This window comes from Micromonospora palomenae (assembly GCF_007829925.1).
Classification (GTDB): Bacteria; Actinomycetota; Actinomycetes; order Mycobacteriales; family Micromonosporaceae; genus Micromonospora; species Micromonospora purpureochromogenes.
Genome location: NZ_VIXA01000001.1, coordinates 574,247 through 598,787, shown reverse-complemented (window position 1 = coordinate 598,787; position 24,541 = coordinate 574,247). Strand labels below are relative to the sequence as shown.

20 protein-coding genes and 1 riboswitch are annotated in these 24,541 nt (G+C 73.6%); of the genes, 9 read left to right on the top strand and 11 right to left on the bottom strand.

From position 1 onward, the window contains the following. Nucleotides 1–140: 140 nt before the first annotated feature. Nucleotides 141–1,166, top strand: coding sequence for an SMP-30/gluconolactonase/LRE family protein (locus FHX75_RS02670; protein ID WP_154936491.1), 1,026 nt, complete (start codon nucleotides 141–143; stop codon nucleotides 1,164–1,166). Between the two features lie 285 nt (nucleotides 1,167–1,451). Here the strand turns inward: FHX75_RS02670 and FHX75_RS02665 are convergent, their stop codons facing one another. The 5 genes from FHX75_RS02665 to pdhA all read right to left on the bottom strand — a co-directional run bounded on the left by FHX75_RS02665 (nucleotide 1,452) and on the right by pdhA (nucleotide 8,373). Continuing rightward, nucleotides 1,452–2,723 carry a L,D-transpeptidase gene (locus FHX75_RS02665; RefSeq protein WP_154936490.1) on the bottom strand — a complete coding sequence of 424 codons (1,272 nt, stop codon included), beginning with the start codon at nucleotides 2,721–2,723 and terminating at the stop codon, nucleotides 1,452–1,454. Nucleotides 2,724–2,919: 196 nt separating this feature from the next. Next, complete coding sequence (locus FHX75_RS02660) at nucleotides 2,920–4,599, bottom strand: right-handed parallel beta-helix repeat-containing protein (protein WP_154936489.1); 1,680 nt, start codon at nucleotides 4,597–4,599, stop codon at nucleotides 2,920–2,922. A gap of 170 nt (nucleotides 4,600–4,769) precedes the next feature. Next, nucleotides 4,770–6,155, bottom strand: a complete 1,386-nt coding sequence (locus FHX75_RS02655) for a dihydrolipoamide acetyltransferase family protein (protein WP_154936488.1) — start codon at nucleotides 6,153–6,155, stop codon at nucleotides 4,770–4,772. Beyond that, nucleotides 6,152–7,168, bottom strand: coding sequence for an alpha-ketoacid dehydrogenase subunit beta (locus FHX75_RS02650; protein WP_154936487.1), 1,017 nt, complete (start codon nucleotides 7,166–7,168; stop codon nucleotides 6,152–6,154). The genes FHX75_RS02655 and FHX75_RS02650 overlap by 4 nt, the downstream gene beginning before the upstream one ends. After that, entirely contained in the window at nucleotides 7,168–8,373 is a 1,206-nt protein-coding gene (gene pdhA / locus FHX75_RS02645) for a pyruvate dehydrogenase (acetyl-transferring) E1 component subunit alpha (RefSeq protein WP_154938711.1), read from the bottom strand. The genes FHX75_RS02650 and pdhA overlap by 1 nt, the downstream gene beginning before the upstream one ends. Before the next feature lie 72 nt (nucleotides 8,374–8,445). On the opposite strand from pdhA, the gene FHX75_RS02640 reads away from it, so the two are divergent. Then, a complete protein-coding gene (locus tag FHX75_RS02640; RefSeq protein ID WP_154936486.1) occupies nucleotides 8,446–8,952 on the top strand; it encodes an Lrp/AsnC family transcriptional regulator in 507 nt (168 codons plus the stop codon). A gap of 27 nt (nucleotides 8,953–8,979) precedes the next feature. On the opposite strand, the gene FHX75_RS02635 is transcribed toward FHX75_RS02640, so the two are convergent. Beyond that, the gene (locus FHX75_RS02635; RefSeq protein ID WP_154936485.1) at nucleotides 8,980–9,951 is read right to left on the bottom strand and encodes a DNA polymerase domain-containing protein; all 972 of its coding nucleotides are present in this window, start codon (nucleotides 9,949–9,951) and stop codon (nucleotides 8,980–8,982) included. 126 nt (nucleotides 9,952–10,077) lie between these two features. Here FHX75_RS02635 and FHX75_RS02630 point away from each other — a divergent pair, with 126 nt between their 5' ends. Then, nucleotides 10,078–10,698 (top strand): L-threonylcarbamoyladenylate synthase, encoded by a 621-nt coding sequence (locus tag FHX75_RS02630; protein ID WP_154936484.1) that lies wholly within the window; start codon nucleotides 10,078–10,080, stop codon nucleotides 10,696–10,698. Nucleotides 10,699–10,734: 36 nt separating this feature from the next. On the opposite strand, the gene FHX75_RS02625 is transcribed toward FHX75_RS02630, so the two are convergent. Continuing rightward, on the bottom strand, nucleotides 10,735–11,280 hold the full coding sequence (locus FHX75_RS02625; protein WP_211364301.1) for a hypothetical protein: 546 nt from the start codon (nucleotides 11,278–11,280) through the stop codon (nucleotides 10,735–10,737). A gap of 154 nt (nucleotides 11,281–11,434) precedes the next feature. Next, complete coding sequence (locus FHX75_RS02620) at nucleotides 11,435–13,396, bottom strand: Xaa-Pro dipeptidyl-peptidase (RefSeq protein ID WP_154936483.1); 1,962 nt, start codon at nucleotides 13,394–13,396, stop codon at nucleotides 11,435–11,437. Nucleotides 13,397–13,575: 179 nt separating this feature from the next. Between FHX75_RS02620 and FHX75_RS02615 the strand changes: the two genes are divergently transcribed. Then, nucleotides 13,576–15,825: a WD40/YVTN/BNR-like repeat-containing protein gene (locus FHX75_RS02615; RefSeq protein WP_154936482.1), complete on the top strand. Its 2,250-nt coding sequence runs from the start codon at nucleotides 13,576–13,578 to the stop codon at nucleotides 15,823–15,825. A gap of 58 nt (nucleotides 15,826–15,883) precedes the next feature. On the opposite strand, the gene FHX75_RS02610 is transcribed toward FHX75_RS02615, so the two are convergent. Next, nucleotides 15,884–16,123, bottom strand: a complete 240-nt coding sequence (locus tag FHX75_RS02610; RefSeq protein WP_211364300.1) for a hypothetical protein — start codon at nucleotides 16,121–16,123, stop codon at nucleotides 15,884–15,886. 136 nt (nucleotides 16,124–16,259) lie between these two features. Between FHX75_RS02610 and FHX75_RS02605 the strand changes: the two genes are divergently transcribed. The 4 genes from FHX75_RS02605 (at nucleotide 16,260) to FHX75_RS02590 (ending at nucleotide 20,091) form a co-directional block, all read left to right on the top strand. Further along, nucleotides 16,260–16,991, top strand: coding sequence for a histidine phosphatase family protein (locus FHX75_RS02605; protein ID WP_154936481.1), 732 nt, complete (start codon nucleotides 16,260–16,262; stop codon nucleotides 16,989–16,991). Next, nucleotides 16,975–17,844 (top strand): NAD(P)H-hydrate dehydratase, encoded by an 870-nt coding sequence (locus FHX75_RS02600; protein WP_154936480.1) that lies wholly within the window; start codon nucleotides 16,975–16,977, stop codon nucleotides 17,842–17,844. The genes FHX75_RS02605 and FHX75_RS02600 overlap by 17 nt, the downstream gene beginning before the upstream one ends. Nucleotides 17,845–17,991: 147 nt before the next feature. After that, nucleotides 17,992–19,476 carry a S8 family peptidase gene (locus tag FHX75_RS02595; protein WP_154936479.1) on the top strand — a complete coding sequence of 495 codons (1,485 nt, stop codon included), beginning with the start codon at nucleotides 17,992–17,994 and terminating at the stop codon, nucleotides 19,474–19,476. A gap of 114 nt (nucleotides 19,477–19,590) precedes the next feature. Next, nucleotides 19,591–20,091 carry a hemerythrin domain-containing protein gene (locus tag FHX75_RS02590; RefSeq protein ID WP_154936478.1) on the top strand — a complete coding sequence of 167 codons (501 nt, stop codon included), beginning with the start codon at nucleotides 19,591–19,593 and terminating at the stop codon, nucleotides 20,089–20,091. Between the two features lie 48 nt (nucleotides 20,092–20,139). Here the strand turns inward: FHX75_RS02590 and FHX75_RS02585 are convergent, their stop codons facing one another. After that, nucleotides 20,140–21,009 carry a metallophosphoesterase family protein gene (locus FHX75_RS02585; RefSeq protein WP_154936477.1) on the bottom strand — a complete coding sequence of 290 codons (870 nt, stop codon included), beginning with the start codon at nucleotides 21,007–21,009 and terminating at the stop codon, nucleotides 20,140–20,142. Between the two features lie 150 nt (nucleotides 21,010–21,159). Then, nucleotides 21,160–21,249: riboswitch (ZMP/ZTP riboswitch) on the top strand. 18 nt (nucleotides 21,250–21,267) lie between these two features. On the opposite strand from FHX75_RS02585, the gene FHX75_RS02580 reads away from it, so the two are divergent. Beyond that, nucleotides 21,268–22,704: a glycine hydroxymethyltransferase gene (locus FHX75_RS02580; RefSeq protein WP_154936476.1), complete on the top strand. Its 1,437-nt coding sequence runs from the start codon at nucleotides 21,268–21,270 to the stop codon at nucleotides 22,702–22,704. A 165-nt stretch (nucleotides 22,705–22,869) separates the two neighbouring features. On the opposite strand, the gene araB is transcribed toward FHX75_RS02580, so the two are convergent. Continuing rightward, nucleotides 22,870–24,525, bottom strand: coding sequence for a ribulokinase (gene araB / locus FHX75_RS02575; RefSeq protein ID WP_154936475.1), 1,656 nt, complete (start codon nucleotides 24,523–24,525; stop codon nucleotides 22,870–22,872). Nucleotides 24,526–24,541 lie beyond the last annotated feature (16 nt).

Sequence of the window (24,541 nt, the reverse complement as noted above, 5' to 3'; positions counted from 1 at the left end):
CCGCCGTCCGACGGGCCGAATCCGGGTACGCCCAGGGTCGCCCCCGGGGGAGTCCCCGATCCGCCTCAGGGACGATGCGCCGCCGGCGCGACACGCCCGGCGGGGGCACGGGACCGGGATCGGCGGGTGACAATGACCCGATGGTCGTCCCGCGCCAGCGCCCCCGCCCGCCCCGCCTGATCCGGCCCGTCCGCGAGCCGGCCACCGTCCCGCCCCCGTTGACCGGGGTCTGGGCGGCCACCGACCGGCGGCTCGACGCGGTCGAGCTGCTGCCCCTGCCACCCGGCGCGCACGGGCCGGAGGACGTGCTGGTGGACCCGGACGGGCGGGTGGTCAGCGGCGACGAGGACGGCCGGCTCTGGTGGTGGCCCGCCGACGCGACCGCCGGCACCACGCCCCGGCTGCTCGCCGAGACCGGCGGGCGACCGCTCGGCATCGAGCTCGACCCGCGCGACGGCAGCCTGGTGGTCTGCGACGCGTACCGGGGGTTGCTGCGGGTCACCCCCGACGGCGCGGTGCGCGAGCTGACCGGCACCGCGCCGCCGGTGCACCTGGCCGACAACGCCACGGTGGCCCGCGACGGCACGGTCTACTTCACCGACTCCTCCGACCGCTACCCGCTCTCGCACTGGAAGCACGACCTGCTGGAACACCGCCCCAACGGGCGGGTGCTGGCCTACGACCCGCGCTCGGGGCGCACCGAGGTGGTGACCGACGGGCTCTACTTCCCCAACGGGATCGCGCTGAACCCCGACGAGTCGGCGCTGATGCTGGCGGAGACCAGCACCCACCGGCTGGTGCGGGTGGCCCTGCCCGACGGGGCGGTCACCGTGCTCACCGACCTGCCGGCGTACCCGGACAACCTCACGGCGGTCGGCGACGGGACGTACTGGATCGCGTTGCCCAGCCCCCGGCTGCCGGTCGTCGAGCGGCTACTGCCGCACCCCCGGCTGCGCCAGCTGGTGGCGCTGCTGCCCGACGCGGTACGACCGCAGCCGCAGAAGTACGGGCTGGTCGCCCTGGTCGACGGCGAGGGGACGGTGCTGCGCACGCTGCACGGCCCCGACGGCGCCTACTGGATGATCACCGGGGTCCGGCAGCACGGCGACCGGCTCTGGCTGGGCAGCCTGATCGGCACCGCCATCGCCCGCGTCGACCTCACCTGACGTCCGCCTCACCGGCCCCGACCGTCGCCGGCCGCGACGGCGCGCGCACGGCAGGGGGGCTCGGGAACGCTACGGATCTGATGACGTCGATGACTCACGGGCGCACCGGTGAGTCGGTGACGACATCAGATCCGTAGCGTCTCTCGGGAGCCCTTCCGGGAGGCCATCGAAACTGCCGGCTGCTCGATCTCGACCGGGCACCGGCCCCGAGCCTGCCCGGGCCGACGTACGACCGGCTCGCCGCGCGGTGAGCCGGTCGTACCCCGGTCGTTCCTCCCCCTGGTCTCAGCCGCCGCTGGCGGACGGCGCGGGTGCGGGCGACGATCCCCCCGCCACCGCCCCCGGGTGCCCCGGGCTCAGGGTGGGCGCCGGCTTCAGGCCGGGCGGCACGGGCAGCGCGCTGCCCTTGGCGAACTCGTCCCAGCTGACGTTCCAGGCGGTGAAGCCGTTGCCCTGGTCCAACTGCACCTCGGTGCCCTTGATGGTCACCAGGTCGCCGACCTTGGTGATGCCCATCAGCCAGTCCGCCGCCGTCACCGACACGTTGGTGCAGCCGTGCGAGACGTTGATGTGGCCCTGATCGCCCTCCGACCACGGCGCGGCGTGGATGAACTCGCCGCCCCAGGTGAGCCGCTGGGCGTCCTCGACGTCGACCACGTAAGGGTCGGCCGAACCCCGGGTGTCGAACGTGGTGAAGTCGTGCTTCTCCATGATCACCATCTTGCCGCTCGAGGTCGGGGTGCTCGGCTTGCCCATACTCACCGGGATCTTGCGGACCAGCTTACCGTCCTGGAGGACCGACATCTGCTTGGTGGCGTTGTCGATCTCGAGGGCCACCTGCCGGCCGATCTTCGAGGTGGACCGGCGGTCGTCGTCACCGATGAACTCCTTGCCGATCGGGAGTCCCGCCAGTCCCGACCGCACGCTGATCTTCGTGCCGGGCTTCCAGAAATCCGGCGCCCGGTATTCGACCTGCTTGCCGTCCCCCACCCATGACCAGGTACCCGGCTGCGGCGGGTCGGTCTTCACGAACAATCGCCGTTGCACGGTCGCCCGGGCCTCTTTGGGAATTGGCGGATCGAATGCGACGGTCACCGGCATCGCGGTGCCGTACGTCTGATTTCCGGTGAAATACAACGTGCTCTTTATCGCCTGTCTGGTCGATTTGGGCGACGTGGTGAAGGTCGTCCGCCCGACGGCGGTCCGCCCCTTCTTCCCCGTGGCGGTCACCTCCGCGGTGTAGGTCCGGCCGTTCTCCAGCGGGGTGCTCGGCACCCAGCTCGACCCGTCCTCGCGCGGCTCCCCCGCGACCTGCTTCCCCTTGTCGTCGGTGAGCTTGACGCCGGTTACCTTCCCGTGGCTCACGCTCGTGCCGACCTCCGCGCTGACCGGGACGTCCTTCGCCCGGTCGGCGGGGGTCACCGTGACCGCGGGATCCGGGGCCCTGCCCGACGCCGAGCCGGTGGCGTCCTTCCGGTCCGCCGTGCACCCGCCGAGGATCAACGGTGTGGCTGCGATGGTCACCGCCAATAGCGTCAGTCGCCGCCTCACATCCATATTCAGCCCCCCGTTTCCATTTCCCTTGGCCACATTCTGTACGGCGCTTCTCGGGCCGCGGCGCACTTTCGCGGGAAATGCTCGGAAACGGCTGGGCTTTTGGACGCCGATGTGCTCGGCCGCGAATTCGCGGCCCGGCCGTCCCGGAACAGGAAGCCTGGGTGGTCCGTGTCCCCGGCGTACCGACTCGGGGCGTTCAGTCCCAGTCCCGGTCGCCGTGGTTGCGGTCCCACCGGCCGCCGACCGGCGGGGTGTCCCACCGGGTGGCGCTCGCGGCGTTGCCGGCGAGGTCGTTGTCCTCGACCCGGCAGGCCACGCAACTGCCCCGCTCGGTGATCCACAGCCCGTGGGTCTGGGTGCTCGGGTCGTGGTTGTCCCAGACGCGGTTGCCCCGGATCGTCGCCGAGTCGACCGGCGCGTTGATGGTGATCCCGGCCCAGGTACCCGGCGCGGCGGGCAGCTCGTACGCGGTCCCGGGCAGCGGGGTGTCACCGCTCCAGGCGGTGGAGGAGTCCGGGCGTACCGGGGCGAGGGTGAGTTCGGAGGCGGTGTTGGCGGCCACCATGGCCACCCGCTCGCCCACCCGCAGCACCTTGCCCCGGTGCCCGTCCGACGGCCAGTTCGCCGAGCGGTCCACCAGCGCCTTGTCGCTGTACCGGACCGTCTCGCCACCGCCGGCGCAGGCGCCGCCGCACTGCCGCCCGTTGTTGCGGATCCGGTTGTTGAGCAGCACCGGGTCGGTCATCGGGCGGTCGACGCGGATGCCGTCCAGGCCGTTGCCCCAGAACTCGTTGCTCTCGATCACCACGTCCATCGCCGGGTCCTGGTAGCCCCGGCCCAGGTTGTGCTCGTGGTAGCCGTACGCCCCGTTGCCGCTGATCCGGTTGCCCCGCACCGTGTACGGGCCGGGGGTGTTGCCCATGCTGATCCCGTCGCGGAGGTTGCCGTCGATCACGCAGTCGGTCAGCAGCCCACCCCGGCCGGCCACCCCCGAGGTGCCGTTGGCCGAGACGTCGAAGCCCGCCTCCAGGTTGCCGGTCATCGTGCAGCCGGTGACGATCAGCCCGTCGGCGCCCCAGTCCGAGATGCCGAACCGGTTGCCCTGGCTGTGGCAGCCGACGATCCGGTAGCCGCGCGGCGGCGGCCAGTAGTCCTTCTGCAACTCCAGGAAAATGCCGTTGGTGCCGTTGCCCAGCGCGGTGCAGTTGGCGATGGTGAGCCGCTCGACGGTGCCCCAACCGCCGATCCCGATGCCGATACCGGCCCCGCCCATCTCCTCGCCGTTGTCCAGCCGGCCGCAGCCGACCACCACCACGCCGTCGATGATGCCGTCCTGGAGGAAGTCGCAGCCGAGCCCGCTCGCCGCGGTGTGGTGGATGTAGAGGTTGCGGAACACCCCGCGCACCACGTACTGCAGGCCCAGCCCCTTGGCCAGGTAGTTGTACTCGGCCATGGCCACGCCGGAGCCGTCGATCTCGAAGTCGGCGAAGGTGCAGTCGGCGATGTGCCGGTCCCGGTCCGCGCCGTGCTGCAGGGTGGTCCAGAAGGCCAGTGGCGTCGGGTCGGCGCGGTTGCCCTCGTTGCTGAGCAGGAACCGGGTCGCCGCCGAGCCGGCCCCGATCAGCGAGACCCCGCTGCGCCACACCGTGCCGGCGTCGCGGATCGAGTAGATCCCCGGTGGGCAGTAGATCACCCGGGCCCGTCCGTCGGCGGCGTACCCGTCGCCGAGCCGGTCCACCAGGGCGGCGAGCGCCGGCTGGTCGTTGGTCACCCCGTCGCCGGTCAGCCCGTACTCGTGCGCGTCGCACCACAACGGCGCACCGGCCACGGACGGACGCCGGTCCCGCACGGTGGCGGGCAGACCCTGGTACGGCACGGGTGCTCCTCTCGGCGGGCCGGTCGTTCCCCCGGCCGCCGATTTCCCGGCCCACCGACCGGAAAACGCCGTGCCCACGCCCCCACCGCCCGCACCGATGGGCGGACGAAGCGGACACCACGCCGTCCGGCGGCGGAGCCGGCCAGCGCGGCCGGCTCCGCCCGTACCGCTCAGACGTTGGCGACCAGCAGCGCCGGCTGCTCGACGCAGTCGGCGACGTGCCGCAGGAAGCCGCCCGCCACGCCACCGTCACAGACCCGGTGGTCGAAGGTGAGGCTGAGCTGGGTCACCTTGCGCACCGCGAGCTGCCCGTCGACCACCCAGGGCTTGTCCACGATCCGGCCCACCCCGAGCAGGGCCGCCTCCGGGTGGTTGATGATCGGCGTCGAGCCGTCCACGCCGAACACCCCGTAGTTGTTCAGGGTGAAGGTGCCGCCGGTCAGCCGGGCCGGCGGCAGCGTGCCGGCCCGGGCCGCGGCGGTGGTCTCCGCCAGCGCGGCGGCCAGCTCCCGGGTGGTGAGCCGCTGGGCGTCGCGCAGCACCGGGACGACCAGGCCCCGGTCGGTCTGCGCGGCGATGCCCAGGTGCACCCCGGCCGACTGGACGATCCGCTGCCCCTCGGTGTCGACGTGCGAGTTGAGCTGCGGGAACCGCCGCAGTCCGCTGAGGCAGATCCGGGCCAGCAGGGCCAGGATGCTCACCGGCGCGTCCGGGGTGGCGGCGTTGATGGCCGCCCGGGTCTCCAGCAGCCCGGTGGCGTCCACGTCCACCCAGATGGTCACCTCGGGGATCTCCCGCCGGCTGCGGGAGAGCTTGTCGGCGATCACCTTGCGGATGCCGGTGAGCGGGATGACCACGTCCTGCCCGTCGGCCGGCGCGAGCCCGACGTGCGCGGCGGGCTGCTCCGGCACCGCCGCGAGCCGGCTGGCCGGCGCGGCGGCGGCCGCCTCCACGTCGGCGCGGCGGATCACGCCGCCGGTGCCGGTGCCCCGCACCGCGGTCAGGTCCACCCCGCGTTCCCTGGCCAGCCGCCGCACGATCGGCGAGATGACCAGGGCCGCCGTCGGCGTCCGCCCGGCCGGGAGGTCGGTCGGTGCCGCGGCCGGCTCCGGCGTGTCCTTCCCCTCGGGGGCGTCGGTCGCGCCGGCGGTGGGCTCGGGCGCCAGCGTCAACCGGGGGCGGCGCCGACGCCGGCCGGCGCCGGCGTGCCCGGTGCCGTACCCGATCAGCACGTTGCCGGAGCCGGCCCGCTCCTCCTCGCGGTAGGTGGCGTGCCCGGCCGGCTCGCCGCCGCCGTCGCCGTCCAGCGGCGCGATGGTGATCAGGGGTTGGCCGACCGGGCGCACCTCACCCGCCGCGCCGTGCAGGGCGACCACCCGGCCGGCGTACGGGCAGGGCACGTCGACGACCGCCTTGGCGGTCTCCACCTCGACCACGCTCTGGTCCACCGTGACCACGTCGCCCACGGCGACCCGCCACTCCACGATCTCGGCCTCGCTCAGCCCCTCGCCCAGGTCGGGCAGGAGGAAGACCTGCGTCCGCTCCACCGTGGTCACGCCGCACTCCCCTGAGGCAGCCAGCGCGGGTCGGGCTGGTCGTCCCACTGGAGGCGGGCCACCGTGTCCAGCACCCGGTCCACCGAGGGCAGGTGGGTGTGCTCCAGCATCGGCGCCGGGTACGGGATGTCCAGGCCGGACACCCGCAGCACCGGGGCGTGCAGGGCGTGGAAGCAGCGCTCCTGCACCCGGGCGGCGATCTCCGCGCCGACGCCGGCGAAGCCCTGCGCCTCCTGGATCACCACGCACCGGCCGGTCCGGCGGACCGAGGCGGCGATCGTCTCGTCGTCGAACGGCACGATGGTGCGCACGTCGACGACCTCCAGGTCCCAGCCCTCCTCACGGGCGGCCTCGGCGGCCTCCAGCGCGACCGGCACCGCCGGACCGTACGCGACCAGGGTGGCGTCGGTGCCGGGCCGGCGCACGACCGCCCGGCCGAACGGCGCGGTGGTCGCGGGCAGTTGCGCCTCGGCGCTGGAGAAGTAGAGCTTCTTGGGCTCCATGAACACGACCGGGTCGGGGTCGTCGATCGCCTGGCGCAGCAGCGAGTACGCGTCCTCGACGGTGGCCGGGGTGACCACCTTCAGGCCCGGGGTGTGCGCGTAGTACGCCTCGGACGAGTCGCAGTGGTGCTCCACCCCGCCGATGCCGCCGGCGTAGGGCACCCGGATCACGATCGGCACGCTCAGCGCGCCGCGGGTGCGGTTGCGCAGCTTCGCCACGTGCGAGGCGATCTGCTCGAAGGCCGGGTACGCGAACGCGTCGAACTGCATCTCCACCACCGGGCGCAGCCCGGACATGGCCAGCCCGACGGCGAAGCCGACGATGCCGGCCTCGGCCAGCGGGGTGTCGAAGCAGCGCTTGTCGCCGAAGCGGGCCTGGAGCCCGTCGGTGATCCGGAAGACGCCGCCGAGCTGCCCGACGTCCTCGCCGAAGACGACCACGCGGTCGTCGTCGAGCATCGCGTCGGCGAGCGCGGCGTTGAGCGCCTTCGCCATGGTCATGGTGGCCATCAGGCGTCCCCCTCCTCGTCGCGGGCGGCGGCCAGCTCGGCGCGGACCTGCTCGCGCTGCTCGACCAGCTGCGGGGTCGGCTCGGCGTAGACGTGGTCGAAGAGGCTGAGCGGGTCGACCGTGGGCTGGGCGTTCATCCGGTCGCGCAGGTCGGCGGCGTACGCCTCGGCCTCCTCGGCGATCGCGGCCACCGCCGCGTCGTCGAGCGCGCCCCGGTTGCGCAGGTACGTCTCCAGCCGGGCCACCGGGTCGCGGTCGCGCCAGGCCTCGACCTCGTCGGCGTCGCGGTAGCGGGTGGCGTCGTCGGCGTTGGTGTGCGGCTCCATCCGGTAGGTGTGCGCCTCGACCAGGAACGGGCCGTGACCGGCCCGGGCGTGCGCCACCGCGCGGGTGAGCACCGCCAGCACCGCCACCGGGTCGTTGCCGTCGACCTGCTCGCTGGGCACGCCGTAGCCGACGCCCTTGTACGCCAGGCTCGGCGCGGCGGTCTGCCGGGACAGCGGCACGCTGATCGCGTACTTGTTGTTCTGCACGAAGTAGACGACCGGGGCCTTGAACACGGCGGCGAAGTTGACCCCCTCGTGGAAGTCGCCCTCGCTGGTCGCCCCGTCGCCGATGAAGGCCAGCGCCACGGTGTCCCGGCCCTGGTACGACTCGCCGTAGGCCAGCCCGGCGGCGTGCACGCATTGGGTCGCCAGCGGGGTGCACTGCGGCGCGGTGTGCACCCGCGTCGGGTCGTACCCGCAGTGCCAGTCGCCGCGCAGCAGGGTGAGCACCTCGACCGGGTCGATACCCCGGCTGACCAGCGCCATCGACTCGCGGTAGGTGGGGAAGACCCAGTCGGTGTCGCGCACCGCGAGGGTCGCCCCGACCTGGCAGGCCTCCTGGCCGCGCGAGGACGGGTAGACGGCGAGCCGGCCCTGCTTGGTCAGGGCGGTGGCCTGGGTGTCGAAGCGGCGACCGACCACCATCCGGCGGTACATCTCGCGCAGCGCCTCGACGGGCGGCTCGGGGTAGTCGGCGCGGGACGGCAGCGGCGTGCCGTCCGGGTCGAGCAGTCGGACCGGCTCGGCCTGCGGGAGCAGGCCGGCGGACGGGTCGGGCGCGGCCGGGGTGGCCGGCCGGCGGGTGCGCGGGGATGCCCTGCGGACCGCCTGGGGTGTGGTCGTCACGGCGGGGACCTCCTGGACGTGTGGTGGCCTTATGCTCCTGCTGTCGGATGATTGACTCAAGATGCGCGGTGAACGTGGGATGAATGGCATCCCGAGGGGGCTGATGTGAGCCAGGAGACCAGTCCGGAGGCGGGCCTGCCCGGTGGAACGGGACGTTCGGTCGGTCCGCTGGACGAGGTGGACCGGCGCATCCTCGACGAGCTGGTCCGCGACGGCCGGCTCTCCGTCCGTACGCTCGCCGAACGCGTCCACGTCTCCCGCACCAACGCGTACGCCCGGGTGGAGCGGCTGCTGCGCGACGGGGTGATCACCGGGTTCCGGGCGCAGGTGGCGCCCGAGCCGGCCGGGCTGGGCACCTCGGCGTACATCGCCCTGACGATCCAGCAGAACACCTGGCGGGAGGTGTCGGCGGAGCTGGCCCGGGTGCGCTACGTCGAGCACGTGGCGCTGCTCAGCGGCGAACACGACGTGCTCGCCCTGGTCCGCGCGCCGGACAACGCCACCCTGCGCGACGTGGTGCTGGAGCGGGTGCAGGGCATCGCCGGGGTGCTGTCCACCCGCAGTTGGCTGGTCTTCGAGGAGTTCACCGGCGCGCAGAGCCCCTTCCAGTGACCCCTCAACGCCCCGGGCGGTGACCCGTCAGCGCTCCGGTGGGGCCGCCAACCCCTCCCGGTCGGCCAACTCGAGCAGCGGCTCCAGCGAGAAGCGCCGCTCGTCCAGGCCGGCGTGCGGGTCGCCGCGCCCGGCGAACCGGGCCGGCATGCTCACCACGTCGAAGTCCTCGGGCCGGGCGTCGTCCAGCTCCGACCAGTCCAGCGGCGCGGAGACCAGCGCCGCCGGCGTCGGCCGGATCGAGTACGCCGAGGTCATGGTGTGGTCGCGGGCCATCTGGTTGTAGTCGACGAAGACGGGCCGGTCCCGCTGCTCGCGCCACCAGGTGGTGGTGACCAGGTCGGGGCGGCGGCGCTGCATCTGGAGGCCCAGCGCCAGCACCGCGCGCCGGCACTCGCCGAAACTCCACCTCGGCTCGATCGACAGGTAGACGTGCAGGCCCCGCCCGCCGGTGGTCTTCGGGTAACCCACCAGGCCCAGCTCGTCGAGGAAGGCACGGACCTCGTGCGCCACCGGCACCACCTGGTCGAAGCCGACGCCCGGCATCGGGTCGAGGTCGATGCGGAGCTGGTCGGGGCGTTCCACGTCCGCCGCCGAGACCGGCCAGGGGTGGAACCGCAGGGTGCCCAGGTTGGCCGCCCAGATGACCACGGCCAGCTCGCTCGGCGCGACCTCGTCGGCCGTCCGCCCGCTGGGGAAAGTGATGTGCGCGGTGCGGACCCAGTCGGGCGCGCCGGCCGGCAGCCGCTTCTGGTAGAAGGCGTCGCCGCGGTTGTCCTGCCGGGTGGCGATCTTCGCGCCCTCGAAGACACCGCGCGGCCAGCGTTCCAGCATGGTCGGCCGGTCCCGCAGCGCCCGCAGGATGCCGTCGCCGACGGCGAGGAAGTAGCGCACCACGTCCAGCTTGGTCAGGCCTCGCTCCGGGAAGTAGGGCTTGTCCGGGCTGGAGACCCGGACCACCCGCTCCCCGATCCGGATCTCCTCCGCCGCCGTCGCCACGCTCACACCGTAACGGCAGCGGCCGACTCCCGCGCCCGGCTCACCAGCACGCCCGGTGGGATGGTGGACACGCCCGACGAGAGGCCGGCGGTTCCGGGTGGCGGGGGCCCGGCCTAGGCTGCCGCCATGGCGACGTACCTCGACGTGCACCCGGACAACCCGCAACCACGGACGATCAGCCGGGTGGTGGACGTCGTCCGCGGCAACGGACTGATCGCCTACCCGACGGACTCGTGCTTCGCCCTCGGCTGCCAGCTGGGCAACCGGGAGGGCATCGACCGTATCCGGGACATCCGCCAGCTCGACAGCCGGCACCACTTCACCCTGGTGTGCCGGGACTTCGCGCAGCTCGGCCAGTTCGTCCAGATCAACAACGCGCTGTTCCGGTCGCTGAAGGCGGCGACCCCGGGCAGCTACACCTTCATCCTGCCGGCGACGAAGGAGGTGCCGCGCCGGCTGCTGCACCCGAAGAAGAAGACGGTGGGGGTCCGCATCCCCGATCACGTCGTGACGCAGGCGTTGCTGGCCGAGCTGGGCGAGCCGCTGGTGTCGAGCACCCTGCTGATGCCCGGCGACACCGAACCGATGACGCAGGGCTGGGAGATCAAGGAGCGACTCGACCACGTGGTCGACGCGGTGATCGACTCCGGCGAGTGCGGCACCCTGCCCACCACGGTGATCGACTTCTCCGAGGGCGAAGCGGAGATCCTCCGTCGCGGCGCCGGCGACCCGTCCCGCTTCGAGTAGCTCCGGGTCCTGCGGCGCGGCGACGGACGGGGTGGGTCAGGGCGTCTCGTCGTCCAACGACGGCAGCGGCAGCAGCACGGCGGTGCTGCCAGCGCCCCGCTCGGAGTGCGCGGGTGGCGGCAGGTCACCGCCCGGCGCCCGGCTGTGCAGCCGGCCCGCCCCGGCCGGTCCGGCACGGCGGGAGACCTCGCAGGTCACCTGATGGATCGGCGCGGGCGCGGTGCCGAACCGCCCCGGTCCCCAGCGCACCCAGATCGCGACGCGGCCGGCCGCCGCCTCCGCCGCCAGCTTCTCCCAGGTACGACGCCGGTCCGTGTGGTCGACCTCGATGACCACGGGCGGCCCGTCCGGCCGGGCACACGCGACGTCGAGTACCGACTGCTGACGGGAGAGCGGCGGCGGTAGGGGCAGCACGCTCGGCGCCCGACGGTAGACCCGCCAGCCCTGGTCACCCGCCCAGGCGACCACGGATTCGATGATCCGCGCCGTCACCGCGTCCGTGGTCAGGTCGACGAAGGTGAGCCGGGCGAGCGCGCGCCCGAGCGACGCCGCCAGCCGTTCGCCGTCCGCCACGCCGTCCATGGGCGCAGGGTAGCGGCTCGCCGGGCCTCCGCCGTGACCGGCGGCCGCGGCCGGGCGTCCCGCCGGCCGCCGGACCGCCGCGTCGGCCGGTGGTGCCGGCGCCATGACCCGCCGCCGCCCCGCAAGGCGGCGGCGGGCCGGTCGACAGCCGCCGTCAGGAGCGGCCCGGCAACTGACGGTTGTCGGGCGGGGCGGCGCGGCCGTCCGACGGGGCGGCGGGAGCGGTGACCACGTCCGGCGCGACCGGGGCCGACGGCAGGGTGGCCCGGCCGGTGACGGGCATGGTCAGCGTGCTGCGCCCGAGGTCCACCGAGACGGTGGCGTCCCGGTCGTCGGTCTCGGTGAAGCCCGGGTCGCTCTGGGCGAGGACGAGACCGAGCACGTGGCCGGCCGGCAGCACCGCGTCGTACGCGTTGAGCGGCAGGGTGACCGTGTACCAGCGGTCCGGGCGCAGCGGGCTGGTGAACCGCAGGGACCGGTGGTGCGCCGCGTCGAGCCAGCCGCGGGTGAGGACGCCGTGGTCGGTGACCGCGGTGATCTCGGCCGTGTCCCGGTAGCAGGCGTCATCGGCCACGGTGGACTCCCCCCAGCACGACTCGGTGGCCAGCGTCCGGACCCCCTCCGAGCTGCGGTACTGGATCCGTTCCGCGGTGCCGTAGTCGACGAGTCGCGCGCTCAGCGCGGTGGTCGGCCGGTCGACCCTGATCCGCAGGCGCACCGACGGCGTCCCGGAGATCCGCAGCGGCGCGGTCAGCGCGCCGGAGAGGAACACCAGCCGTCCGGCGCGGGCGGTCGTCGGCTCGGTGACCACCTGCGGCTCGGTCAGCGACTCGTCGGTGTACGCCCGCACCACGCCCGGACGGGCGCCAGGACCGCCGAGCGTGCCGGTCGTGCCGTCGCCGGCGCCCAGGGCCACCGGGACGTTCCGGGTGCCCGGAGCCGGCCAGTCGCGCTGCTCGGTCCACACCCCGGGGGCGGTCTCCAGGGTGGCCCGGGGCTCCCGCATGACCCCGTTGGGCAGGCCCTGCAGCCAGTAGTCGAACCAGCGGTGCAGGGTGGCCACCCACTCGGCCCGGCGGACGTCGAACGGGTCCTCGTGCCCGGCCTGGTAGAGCCAGAGCCTGCGCGGCACCTGCCGGTCGGCGAGCGCGTCCCACCAGCGGGCGAACTGGCCGGTGGTGACGTTCAGGTCGTTGACGCCGTGCGCGACCAGCACGCTCGCCCGGACCTGCTCGACCGAACGGCGGTAGTCCCGCTCCGCCCAGTACGCGTTGTAGTCGCCGGTGTCCTCCGCGCTGTCCGCGCGCAGCCGGGCGAGCACGGCGGCGCACGCCTCGGCGGGCCGACCGTTGACCACCTGGTGCAGGTAGGCGGGATAGTCCGACGCCCGCAGCAGGCCCCGGTAACGCTGGTAGTCGTACCAACTGGAGATCGCGGAGATCGGCACGATGGTCTCCAGGCCCCGGACGCCGGTGGCCGCCACGCCGTTGGCGACCGAGCCGTCCCACGACTTGCCGATCATGCCGACCCGGCCGGTGCTCCACGACGCGGTGACCGGCTCGCCGTCCAGCGTGAAGCCGCGGGCCCGGCCGTTCAGCCAGTCCACCACCGCCTTCGCCCCGGCCACCTCGGCCCGGCCGCCGACGTCCTCGCAGCCGGTGGCGCGGGCGGTGCCGCTGAGGTCGACCGCGGCGAAGGCGTACCCGCGGGGGACGAACCAGTTGTCGTAGAAGAGCGGGGCCTTGGCGATCACGCCGTTCGCGTCGTACGTCTTGCGTTCGCTCTCGTTGCCCCGGCCGCAGCAGTGGTAGTACGGCGAGGCGTCCATGATGACCGGCACCCGGACGCCGGCCTGCGCCGTCTCCCGGGGCCGGACCAGGTCGACCATGACCCGGTCCCGCACGCCGTCGCCGTCGGCGTCGGTCGGCGTCTCGACCTGGACGCTCTCCCGGACGGCGTCGGCGTAGGAGTAGACCGGCACGGTGTGGTCGCCGGCGAGGTGCGGTGGGGCGGCCGGCCGGCCGGGCGCGGCGTGGGTGGGGGCGGCGGGGGCGGCCGTGAGCAGCAGCGCCGTGAGGGTGGCGGCGGCCAGCGCCCGGCTCCGGGCAGGCGTCATCGTGGTCCTTCCGACGGGTACGGCAGGTCAGGCCATTCCACCCCATCGATATGGCTCCTGCCTAGTGTCCGGTGTCGACCCGGTCACTTTCGGCGACGCCGGAGGGTTGACCATCGACATCCGTCTTCGTAACGTTCGGCGGGACCGTCGACCCTCCCTCCACCGGCGAAGGGACCTCCGTGGCACGACGACGTACCCTCTCCCTGATCCTGGCCGCGACGCTGCTCTCCGGCGGCACCGTGGCCCTCTCCCCCACCGGCGCCGGCGCCTCACCGCCGCGTCCCGAGGACGAGTACCGGCCGGTGCGCGGGCCCTCCGCCCCCGCCGAGTACCGCTACCTGCAGAGGACCGTGCGCGGCGAGGCGCTGCCCCGGCACGCCTACGACACGGCGGCGAAGGCCGGGGCCCGGCTGCCCGCGGTCGGCGGCCGGTGGACCTCGGTCGGGCCGACCAACATCGGCGGCCGGATCACCTCGCTCGCGCTGGACCCGCACCGCCCCGACACCGTCTACGCCGCCGCGGCCAGCGGCGGGGTCTGGGTGAGCCGGGACGCCGGCAACCGCTTCGAGCCGGCCTGGCCGGACGGCTGGACCCAGGCGATGGGCGCGGTGGCGACCGGCCCGGACGGCACCCTGTACGCCGGCACCGGCGAGGCCAATCCCGGTGGTGGCAGCATCACCTACGAGGGCACCGGCCTGTACGCCTCCCGCGACGGCGGCCGGAACTGGCGGTCGCTGGGCCTGCGTGACTCGGGCGCGATCGGCGCGATCACCGTCGACCCGGCCGACCCGACGCGGATCTTCGTGGCCGCCGCCGGTTCGCTCTACAGCGGCGGCGGCGACCGGGGCGTCTACCGGTCCACCGACGGCGGTGCGACCTGGCAGCGGATCCTCGCCGGGGCCAACGAGTTCACCGGCGCGACCGAGGTGCTGATCGACCCGCGCGACGCCGACCGGCTCTACGCCGTGCTCTGGGACCACCGCCGCACCCCGGACCTGCGCACCTACGGCGGTGTCGGCTCAGGGGTCTACCGCTCGGTCGACGGCGGAGCGACCTGGGCGCGCCTGGCGGGTGGGCTGCCGGCGGCCGGGCCGGAGGTGGGCCGGATCGGCCTGGGGCAGTCCGTCTCGGACCCGGACCGGCTCTACGCCATCGTCAACTCCACCGCCGGCCCGTTCGCCGGGTTCTACGGCAGCAGCGACGGCGGCGACGCCTGGACCCGGCTGCCGGACACCCCGGAGCTGACCACCTCGCAGTCCACCTTCGGCTGGTGGTTCGGCAAGGTCTGGGTCGACCCCGACGAGCCCCAGCACGTGCACGTCGCGGGCGTGCCGCTGCTGACCACCAAGGACGGCGGGCGGACCTGGACGGCGGACAGCAGTTCCACCCACGTCGACCACCACGCGATGATCTGGGACCCGCGTTATCCGCAGCGGGTCTACCTCGGCAACGACGGTGGGACGTACCGCTCGGACGCCGACGGGGACGGCGGCTGGGTGAAGGCCACCCACGAGCCGTACACGCAGTTCTACAGCGTGGCGATCACGCCGCAGGACGTCAGCCGGATCTCCGGCGGCACCCAGGACAACGGCTCGCTGCGCTCGTGGGGCGGCCCGGCCTTCAACGAGTACCTCGGCGGGGACGGCGAGGAGAACCTGATCAACCCGACCGACAAGGAGAACGTCTACGCCTGCTACCAGTACGGCAACTGCTTCTGGTCGGTCGACGGCGGCGAGACGATGACGTACTTCGGAAACAAGGTCACCGCCGCCCGGCGCAACTGGTTCACCCCGGTGGTCTTCGACCCGCGCGACCCGGCGGTGATGTACTACGGCGCCAACGTGCTCAACCGCTCGACCGACGGCGGCCGGACCTGGACGGCGATCAGCGGCGACCTGACCGGCGGACCGGGCCGCGACCCGATCTACACCAACTACGGCACCATCACCACGGTCGCCCCGGCCGGGGACGGCCGGACCGTCTACGTCGGCACCGACGACGGGCGGGTCTGGGTGACCCGGGACCTGGGCGGTTCCTGGCAGCTGCTGCTCTCCGGGCAGCCGTGGGTCACCCGCGTCGTGGTCGACCCGCGGCGGGCCGACCGGGTGTACGTGACGCTGTCCGCGTACCGGTCGGGCTCCCAGCGGCCGTACGTGCTCGGCTCGCTCGACGGGGGCCGGCACTTCCACGACCTCAGCGGCACCCTGCCCAAGGCGCCGGTCAACGACCTGGCCATCGGCAAGGGGCTGACCCTCTACGTCGGCACCGACCAGGGCGTGTTCGTCAGCCCGACCGGCGGCGGGGTCTGGCTGCGCCAGGGCCGGGGCCTGCCGCTGGTCCCGGTCGACGACATCGAGTACGACGGCACCAACCACCGCCTCGTGGCGGGGACCTTCGGCCGGGGCATCTACGCCGTCCAGGTCCCCTGAGCGGCTGCCGGGGCCGGACGCGACGAGACCGCCGCGTCCGGCCCCGGCAGCGCGGGTGTCAGCGCCCTTCCTGCTGCAGGCGCGTCATGAGCATCTGCTTGGCCTGGTCACCCGCCTTGCGGTTGTTCTCCTGAATCTTGCTGAACCAGGTGACCAGTTCCGAATCGCCCCGCTGCTCCGCATCCGCGATGTAGGTGTCCATCCGGTAGATGTTGTCCAGCGACATCTGCAGGACGTGGATCAGGTCGTAGTTCTTGTCCCGTACCGGGCTCTTCTGTTCCTTCACTGCGGTCGCCACGGCGTACCTCCCCTGTCTCGGCTTCCGAACGCGCCAGCGCTTACCCGGCCTCGGTCCGTTCACGCCGCAGGCCCGCCGGGAGCTGCCCGCCGGCCGGAACGGTTACCGGGCGGCCCGCTCGGGTACGGGTGGCCGCATGGCGGAACTGGCAGCCCTCTGGATCGTCCGGCACGGCGAGAGCACGGCGAACGTCGCGGCGACGGCCGCGGAGACGTCCGGCGCCGAGCTGATCGACCTGACCCACCGGGACGCCGACGTGCCGCTGTCGGAGACCGGCGAGGAGCAGGCCCGGGCCACCGCCCGCTGGCTCGCCGGCCTGCCGGCCGAACGCCGGCCCGACGTGGCGGTGGTCTCGCCGTACCTGCGGGCGGTGCGCACGGCCGAGCTGGCGCTGGCCGGCACGGGCATCCCGGCCAGCCGGGACGAGCGGCTGCGCGACCGGGAACTGGGCATCCTCGACGGCCTGACCGGGCACGGCGTGCAGCGCCGCTTCCCCGAGGAGGCCACCCGCCGCCGGCGGCTCGGCAAGTTCTACTACCGCCCGCCGGGCGGCGAGTCCTGGACCGACCTGGCGCTGCGGCTGCGGACGCTCCTGGGCGACCTGCGCCGCGACCACGAGGGACAGCGGGTGCTGCTGTTCGGCCACGACGCGCTGGTCTTCATGCTCCGCTACCTGGTGGACGGGCTGACCGAGGCGGAGCTGATGGCGCTCACCCGGGAGCACGTGATCGCCAACTGCTCGGTGACCGGCTGGTCGGCCGACCCCGAGGGCCGCCTCGTTTTGGACACCTTCAACGACGTGACGCACCTGCGCCGGCAGGGCGCCCGACCGACCAGGGAGGACGAGGTCCATGCCGAACCGGTCTGAGACGCGGGTGATCACCCCGGCGCTGCTGCGCGACTGGGCGCTACCGGTGCCGACCGGCGGCAAGGAGCATCGGGGCACCGTGCTGGTGGTCGGGGGTTCCCGCTTCACCCCCGGCGCGGTGCTGCTGGCCGGCGTGGCCGCGCTGCGCGCCGGCGCCGGGGTGCTCCAGCTCGCCGCCGCCGAGTCGACCGCCGCCGCGCTGAGCATCCAGGTGCCGGAGGCGCTGGTGATCGGCCTGCCCGAGACCGGGGACGGGGCGGTCGCCGGCGATCCGGGCGACCGGCTCGGCGAGCTGGTCGGGCAGGCCGACGTGGTGGCGCTCGGTCCCGGCCTCAACGACATCGACGAGACCCGGGCGCTGCTGCGCCTGGTCCTGGACGCCGCCGCGCCGGAGACGCCGCTGGTGCTGGACGCGTACGCGCTCGGCGCGCTCAGCCACCAGCCGGACCTGCTGGTCGGCGCGGGCCGGCCGGTGGTGCTCACCCCCAACGTGACCGAGGCGCGGCACCTGCTGGGCCGCGAGCCCGGCCACGACCTGGACGCCGAGGCGCGCGAGCTCGCCCGCCGGTACGACGCGGTGGTCTCGCTCTACGGCCACATCGCCACCCCCGCCGGCGAGTGCTGGCGGGAGGAGAGCGGCGACGCGGGCCTGGGCACCTCGGGCAGCGGCGACGTCCGCTCCGGGCTGCTGGCCGGGCTGCTGTCCCGGGGTGCGACGCCGGCGCAGGGCGCCTGCTGGGCCGCCTGGGCGCACGCGGTCAGCGGCCAGCGGCTGGTCCCCCGGTTCGGGCGGATCGGCTTCCTCGCCCGCGAGTTGCTGGACGAGATCCCGCACACCCTGGCCACCGTGTGACGGTGGCCGACCGGCCGCACAGATGTGTGTAACGCCACAGAACCCGAGGACGCTGTAGTCACCGGAGGCGGGCACCCTGCCCTCCTCCCGCCGGCCGCTCCCCACCAGGGAGCGCAACCCGGCTGGAAACAGCCCCTGGGAGTCTGTGTGAAGAACCTTCGTCGCAAGACACTGGCTGCCGCGTCCGCCGTGACCCTCGGTGTCGGCCTCGCCGTCACCGGCGGGCTGGCCCCGGCGACGGCCGCCGGCCCGGACACCACGTTCCTGGTCCTGGCCCCGCAGGGCGCCACCACCGGGAAGGCGGCGGCCCGGGTGGCCGCGGCCAAGGGCACCGTGGTGGCCAAGTACGACCAGATCGGCGTGCTCGTCGTCCGCTCGACCAACCCCGACTTCGTCACCGACGTGGCGGGTGCGGGCGTCGAGTCGGTCGCGTCCACCGCCGGCCTGGGCACCGCGCTCGAAGAGAGCGAGACCGTCGAGGTCTCCGCGGCGGAGGCGGCGAACATCACCGCCGACCCGACCAAGGAGCCCCTCTACGGTCAGCAGTGGGACATGCCGATGATCGACCTCCCGCAGGCCCACGCCGTCAACGCCGGCAACTCCGGCGTGGTGGTGGGCGTGCTGGACAGCGGCATCTCCAGCAGCCACCCCGACCTGGCCACCCAGATCGCCAAGGACAAGAGCACGTCCTGCCTCGGCGGCACGGTGGACACGGCCGAGGCGGCCTGGAACCCGACCACCTCCGACCACGGCACCCACGTGGCCGGCACCATCGCCGCCGCCGTCAACGGCGTCGGCGTGGCGGGCATCGCGCCGGGCGTCAAGCTCGCCGCGGTGAAGGTGGTCAACGACGACGGCTACATCTTCCCGGAGGCCGCGGTCTGCGGGTTCATCTGGGCGGCCGAGCACGGGTTCCAGCTGACCAACAACAGCTACTACATCGACCCGTGGGAGCTGAACTGCCGCAACGACGCACGCCAGCGTCCGGTGTGGCAGGCGGTCCAGCGGGCCATCCGTTACTCGGCGAACAAGGGCGTGCTGAACGTGGCGTCCGCGGGTAACTCGAACTACGACCTCGCGCACAAGCTCGACGACTTCGGCAGCCCGAACAACGGGACGCCGGAGGAGCGCGAGAACCTCACCAACGCCTGCCTCGACCTGCCGGCCGAGGCGCCGGGCGTGGTGACCGTCTCGGCGGTCGGCCCGACCGGGCAGAAGAGCTACTACTCCTCGTACGGCCAGGGGGTCATCGACGTGACGGCGCCGGGTGGCGACACCCGCTTCCGCACGCAGGGTGTCCGCTCCACGCTCACCGACGGAATTCTGTCGACCACCTTCAACACGGCGACGAAGACCAACGGTTACGGCTACAAGCAGGGCACCTCGATGTCCGGCCCGCACGCCACCGGCGTGGCGGCGCTGGCGGCGTCGGCGCACCCGGGCATGAGCCCGGGCCAGCTGGCGGCGTTGCTGGAGACCACGTCGGTGGCGCAGTCCTGCCCGGACGGCGTCTACAACCCGGTTCCGCTGATCCCGGCCGGCCCGCACGCCTACGACGCGACCTGCTCCGGCGGTGAGCGCAACGGCTTCTACGGCGCCGGCATGGTCAACGCGTACAACGCGGTGAAGTAGCAGCACGGCACGACCAGTGGTGGGGCCCGGCGGAACACGCCGGGCCCCATCCGTTTTCGCAGCTCACCCTCGGGGTACCGGGGCAGACGTCAGTCGAAACAAGGAGGTCTGCCGGTGTCCACCGATGCCATCGTCCTGCTCAAAGACGACCACAAGGAGATGCGCCGCCTCTTCAAGGAGTTCCAGAAGGCCGAGGAGGGCCCGGCCAGCAAGCGCCAGCAGCTGGTGAACCAGATCCTCGAAGCCCTGACGGTGCACACCTACCTGGAGAACGAGGTGATGTACCCGGAGGTCCGCAAGCTCCTGCCCGATCTGGAGGACGACATCCTCGAGTCGTACGAGGAGCACCACGTGGCCGACCTGCTCTGCGCGGAGCTGGCCGCGATGGACGCCTCCGACGAGCGCTTCGTCGCCAAGACCACGGTGCTGATCGAGAACGTCGAGCACCACGTCGAGGAGGAGGAGCAGGAGTGGTTCCCGAAGGTGCGCGAGGCCCTCGGCCGCAACCAGCTCCAGGAGATCGGTGAGCGGATGATCGCGATGCGCAAGGACGCGCCGCGTACCCCCACCGCCCCCAAGGCGATCAAGAAGGCCGTCGACGCGGTCACGGCCTGAGCGCTACCCCCGCACGGGGCCCGGCCGACGGCCGGGCCCCGGCGCGCGTCACCAGGCGGTCGGCGGCACCCCGTCCGGCGCCGGCAGGATCTGCCGCACCCGCCCCGGGGGTACGCCCCGACGCCGCCACTCGCGGGGATAGCCCACCGAGACCTCCTCGAAGCGGACCCCGTCGTGCCAGGTGGTCCGGGGGATGTGCAGGTGCCCGTAGACCACGGCGGCGGCGTCGAAGCGGCGGTGCCAGTCGGCGGTGGCCTCGGTGCCGCACCACTGGGCGAAGATCGGGTAGCGCAGCACCCGGGTCGGTTCCCGCACCAGCGGCCAGTGGTTGACCAGCACGGTCGGCAGGGCCGGATCCCGCTCGGCGAGGCGGCGGGCGGTCTCGGCGACCCGGGCCGCGGACCACTCGTGGCGGCTCGGGTACGGGTCGGGGTGCAGCAGGAACTCGTCGGTGCAGACGATTCCCGTCCGGTACGCCTCGGCCAGTGCCGCCTCGCGGGTGTCGAAGCCCTCCGGCCGCCAGCTGTAGTCGTAGAGCAGGAACAGCGGCGCCACCAGCACCGGCCCGCCCGGCCCCCGCCACACCGGGTACGGATCCTCCGGGGTGAGCACGCCCAACTCCCGGCACCGTCGCACCAGGTGCTCATAGCGGGCCACGCCCCGCAGGGTGACCGGGTCGCCCTGCGGGGTCCACAGCTCGTGGTTGCCGGGCGCCCACACCACCGTGTCGAACCGCTCGGCCAGCAGGGCCAGCGCCCACTCGACGTCGGCGGCAGTGTCGCCCACGTCCCCGGCGACGATCAGCCAGTCGCGGGGCGAGGACGGGCGCAACGCCTCGACCAGCGCCCGGTTCTCCGCGTACCCGACGTGCAGGTCGCTGATGGCGACCAGGCTGCCGCCGGCGTCCTCGGATGGCATCCGCCGATCGTACGCAGACCGTGCCGCGGGCGTGGGGCCGCGCGGCGGCGGCGCGTCAGTCCGCCGAGCCCGGCCCGGCCGCCGCCTCCCGCCCAACCACCTCCGTCCGGCGAGGTCGGGCGGGCCCCGCCACGGCGACCCGGTAGGATCGGCGCGGGCCGTGACTGGCGCGTGGGGATGGAGCACCATCGGGAAGCGGTCCCGTCATGAGGACGCACGCCGAGCGCCTGGGCCTTCCGCACGTCTGTAGGAGGTCGCATGTCGCTGAACGCCGAATCCACCGCATTCCGCAGCGCGCTCGAGGTGATCCGCGCCGTCGAGCCCCGGGTGGCCGACGCCATCGGCGCCGAGCTGGCCGACCAGCGCGAGTCGCTCAAGCTCATCGCCAGCGAGAACTACGCCTCCCCGGCCACCCTGCTGGCCATGGGCAACTGGTTCAGCGACAAGTACGCCGAGGGCACCGTCGGCCGCCGCTTCTACGCCGGCTGCCAGAACGTGGACACCGTCGAGGCGCTCGCCGCCGAGCACGCCCGGGAGCTGTTCGGCGCCGCGCACGCGTACGTGCAGCCGCACTCCGGCATCGACGCCAACCTGGTGGCGTTCTGGGCGATCCTGGCCGACCGGGTGGAGTCCCCGGCGTTGAAGAAGGCCCAGGTACGCCAGGTCAACGACCTCACCGAGGCGGACTGGTTCGCGCTGCGGCGGGAGCTGGGCAACCAGCGAATGCTCGGCATGTCGCTGGACGCCGGCGGCCACCTCACTCACGGTTTTCGGCCGAACATCTCCGGCAAGATGTTCGACCAGCGCAGCTACGGCACCGACCCGGCCACCGGCCTGATCGACTACGACCGGGTGGCCGAGGCGGCCCGGGAGTTCAAGCCGCTGATCCTGGTCGCCGGCTACTCGGCGTACCCGCGGAAGGTGAACTTCCGGATCATGCGGGAGATCGCCGACTCGGTCGGCGCCACCTTCATGGTCGACATGGCGCACTTCGCCGGCCTGGTCGCGGGCAAGGTCTTCACCGCCGACTTCGACCCGGTGCCGCACGCGCACATCGTCACCACCACCACCCACAAGTCGCTGCGCGGCCCGCGCGGCGGCATGGTGCTCTGCGGACCGGAGCTGGCCGACCAGGTGGACCGGGGCTGCCCGATGGTGCTCGGCGGTCCGCTGCCGCACGTGATGGGGGCCAAGGCCGTCGCCCTGGCCGAGGCCCGCCGCCCCGACTTCGCCGACTACGCCCAACGCATCGTCGACAACGCCCAGGCGCTCGCCGAGGGTCTGCTGCGCCGGGGTACGAAGCTGGTCACCGGCGGCACCGACAACCACCTGGTGCTGCTCGACGTCTCCGGTTACGGCCTGACCGGCCGGCAGGCCGAGCAGGCGCTGCTGGACTCGGGCATCGTCACCAACCGCAACGCGGTCCCGCAGGACCCGAACGGCGCCTGGTACACCTCGGGCATCCGGATCGGCACCCCGGCGCTGACCACCCGGGGCCTCGGCGTCGCCGAGATGGACGCCACCGCCGAGCTGATCCACACCGTGCTCAGCCAGACCAAGGCCGGCGCCAACGCGGACGGCACCCCGTCGAAGGCCAAGTACGTCCTCGACCCGGCGCTGGCCGACAAGATCAGCAAGCAGGCCACCGAGCTGCTGACCGGCTTCCCCCTCTACCCCGCCGTCGACCTGGCCTGACCCCACCCGCACCCCCGACGCCCCGCCCGGCCCCAGCTGGGCGGGGCGTCGCCGTTCCCTCCCCTGTCCCCGGTGATCAAGAAGTTTCGGTCACGGGAATGCGCTCTCCCCGACGCAAACCTCTTGATCACCGAGGTCGCCCGGCGGAGTGCGGGCCTGGCCGGGTCAGGGGGTGGGGTGGGCGCGGTTGCGGAGGGCGCGGAGGCGGTGCAGGACGTCGGTGCCGCCCCGGCCGAAGTGGTCGTGCAGGGCCCGGTACTCGGCGTACAGCTCGTCGTAGGCGGCGGCGCGGGCCGGGTCCGGGTGAAACGTCTCGCGGTGCGGCGCACCCATCGCCTCCGACGCGGTCAGCACGTCCGGGTACGCCCCGCCGGCCACCGCCGCGTGGATGGCCGCGCCCAGCGCCGCCGGTTGTGCCGCGTCCAGCACGTGCAGCGGCCGGCCGAGCACGTCGGCGTAGATCCGCAGCAGCAGCCGGTTGGCGGTGAGGCCACCGGCGGCGGTCAGCTCGCGCACCGGCACCCCGGCGACGGTGAACGCCTCGACCACGGTCCGCGCCCCGAAGGCGGTCGCCTCCAGCAGCGCCCGCCAGATCTCCTCCGGCCGGGTGGCCAGGGTCAGCCCGACCAGCACCCCGCTCAGCTCGTGGTCCATCAGCACCGAGCGGTTGCCGCTGTGCCAGTCCAGCGCGAGCAGCCCGTGCCCGCCGACCGGCTGTTCGGCGGCGAGCGAGTCCAGCAGCTCGTACGGGCTGACGCCCCGCCGTCGCGCCTGTTCGGCGTACGACGCGGGCAGCGCCCGGTCGACGTACCAGGCGAAGATGTCGCCCACCCCGCTCTGCCCGGCCTCGTACCCCCAACTGCCGGCGCTCACCCCGCCGTCGACCACCCCGCACACGCCGGGCACCTCGTGGCAGTCGTCCGCGTTCATGATCAGGCAGGTGGAGGTGCCCAGCACCGCGAGCATCCGCCCGGGCGCGACGCAGCGGGCGGCCGCCGCGGTGACGTGCGCGTCGATGGCGCCGACCGCCACCGGCGTTCCCTCCGGCAGGCCGGTCCAGCCGGCCGCCTCGGCGGTGAGCGTCCCCGCCCGGGCGCCCAGCGCGGCCAGCGGCCCGTCGACCTTGGCCAGCAGCCCGGGCAGCGCCGGGTGCAGCGCGGCGAGGAACTCCGGGGACGGCCCGCGGCCGTCCTGGCGCAGCCCCTTGAAGCCGGCGGCGGAGACGTTGCGGGTTTCCCGCCCGCAGAGCCGCCACACGATCCAGTCGGCGGCCTCGATCCAGCGTTCCGCCGCGTCGAAGACCTCCGGGTCGGCCTCCAGCAGCTCCAGCGCCTTGGCCAGCTGCCACTCGGCCGAGACCCGGCCGCCGTAGCGGCCCAGCCAGGTCTCGCCGCGTTCCCGGGCGACGGCGTTGATCCGGTCGGCCTGGGACTGGGCGGCGTGGTGCTTCCACAGCTTGGGCCAGGCGTGCGGCCGGTCCCGCAGCCCGGGCAGCGTGCAGAGCGGGGTGCCGTCGGCGAGCGTCGGCAGCACCGTGCAGGAGGTGGCGTCCACGCCGATACCGACCACGTCACGCGGGTCGACCCCGGCTGCGGCCAGCGCGGCGGGCACCGCGATCCGCAGCACGTCGAGGTGGTCCTCCGGATCCTGGAGCGCCCAGTCCGGCGGCAGCGGGACGCCCTCGGGCAGCCGTTCGGTGAGCACCCCGTGCCGGTACGGGTGCACCGCGCTGCCCAGCTCGGCGCCGTCGTCGACGGCGACCACCACCGCACGGCCGGACAGCGTGCCGAAGTCCACGCCGACGGCGTACCGCTGCCTCACCCTCGCCCTCCCGTCC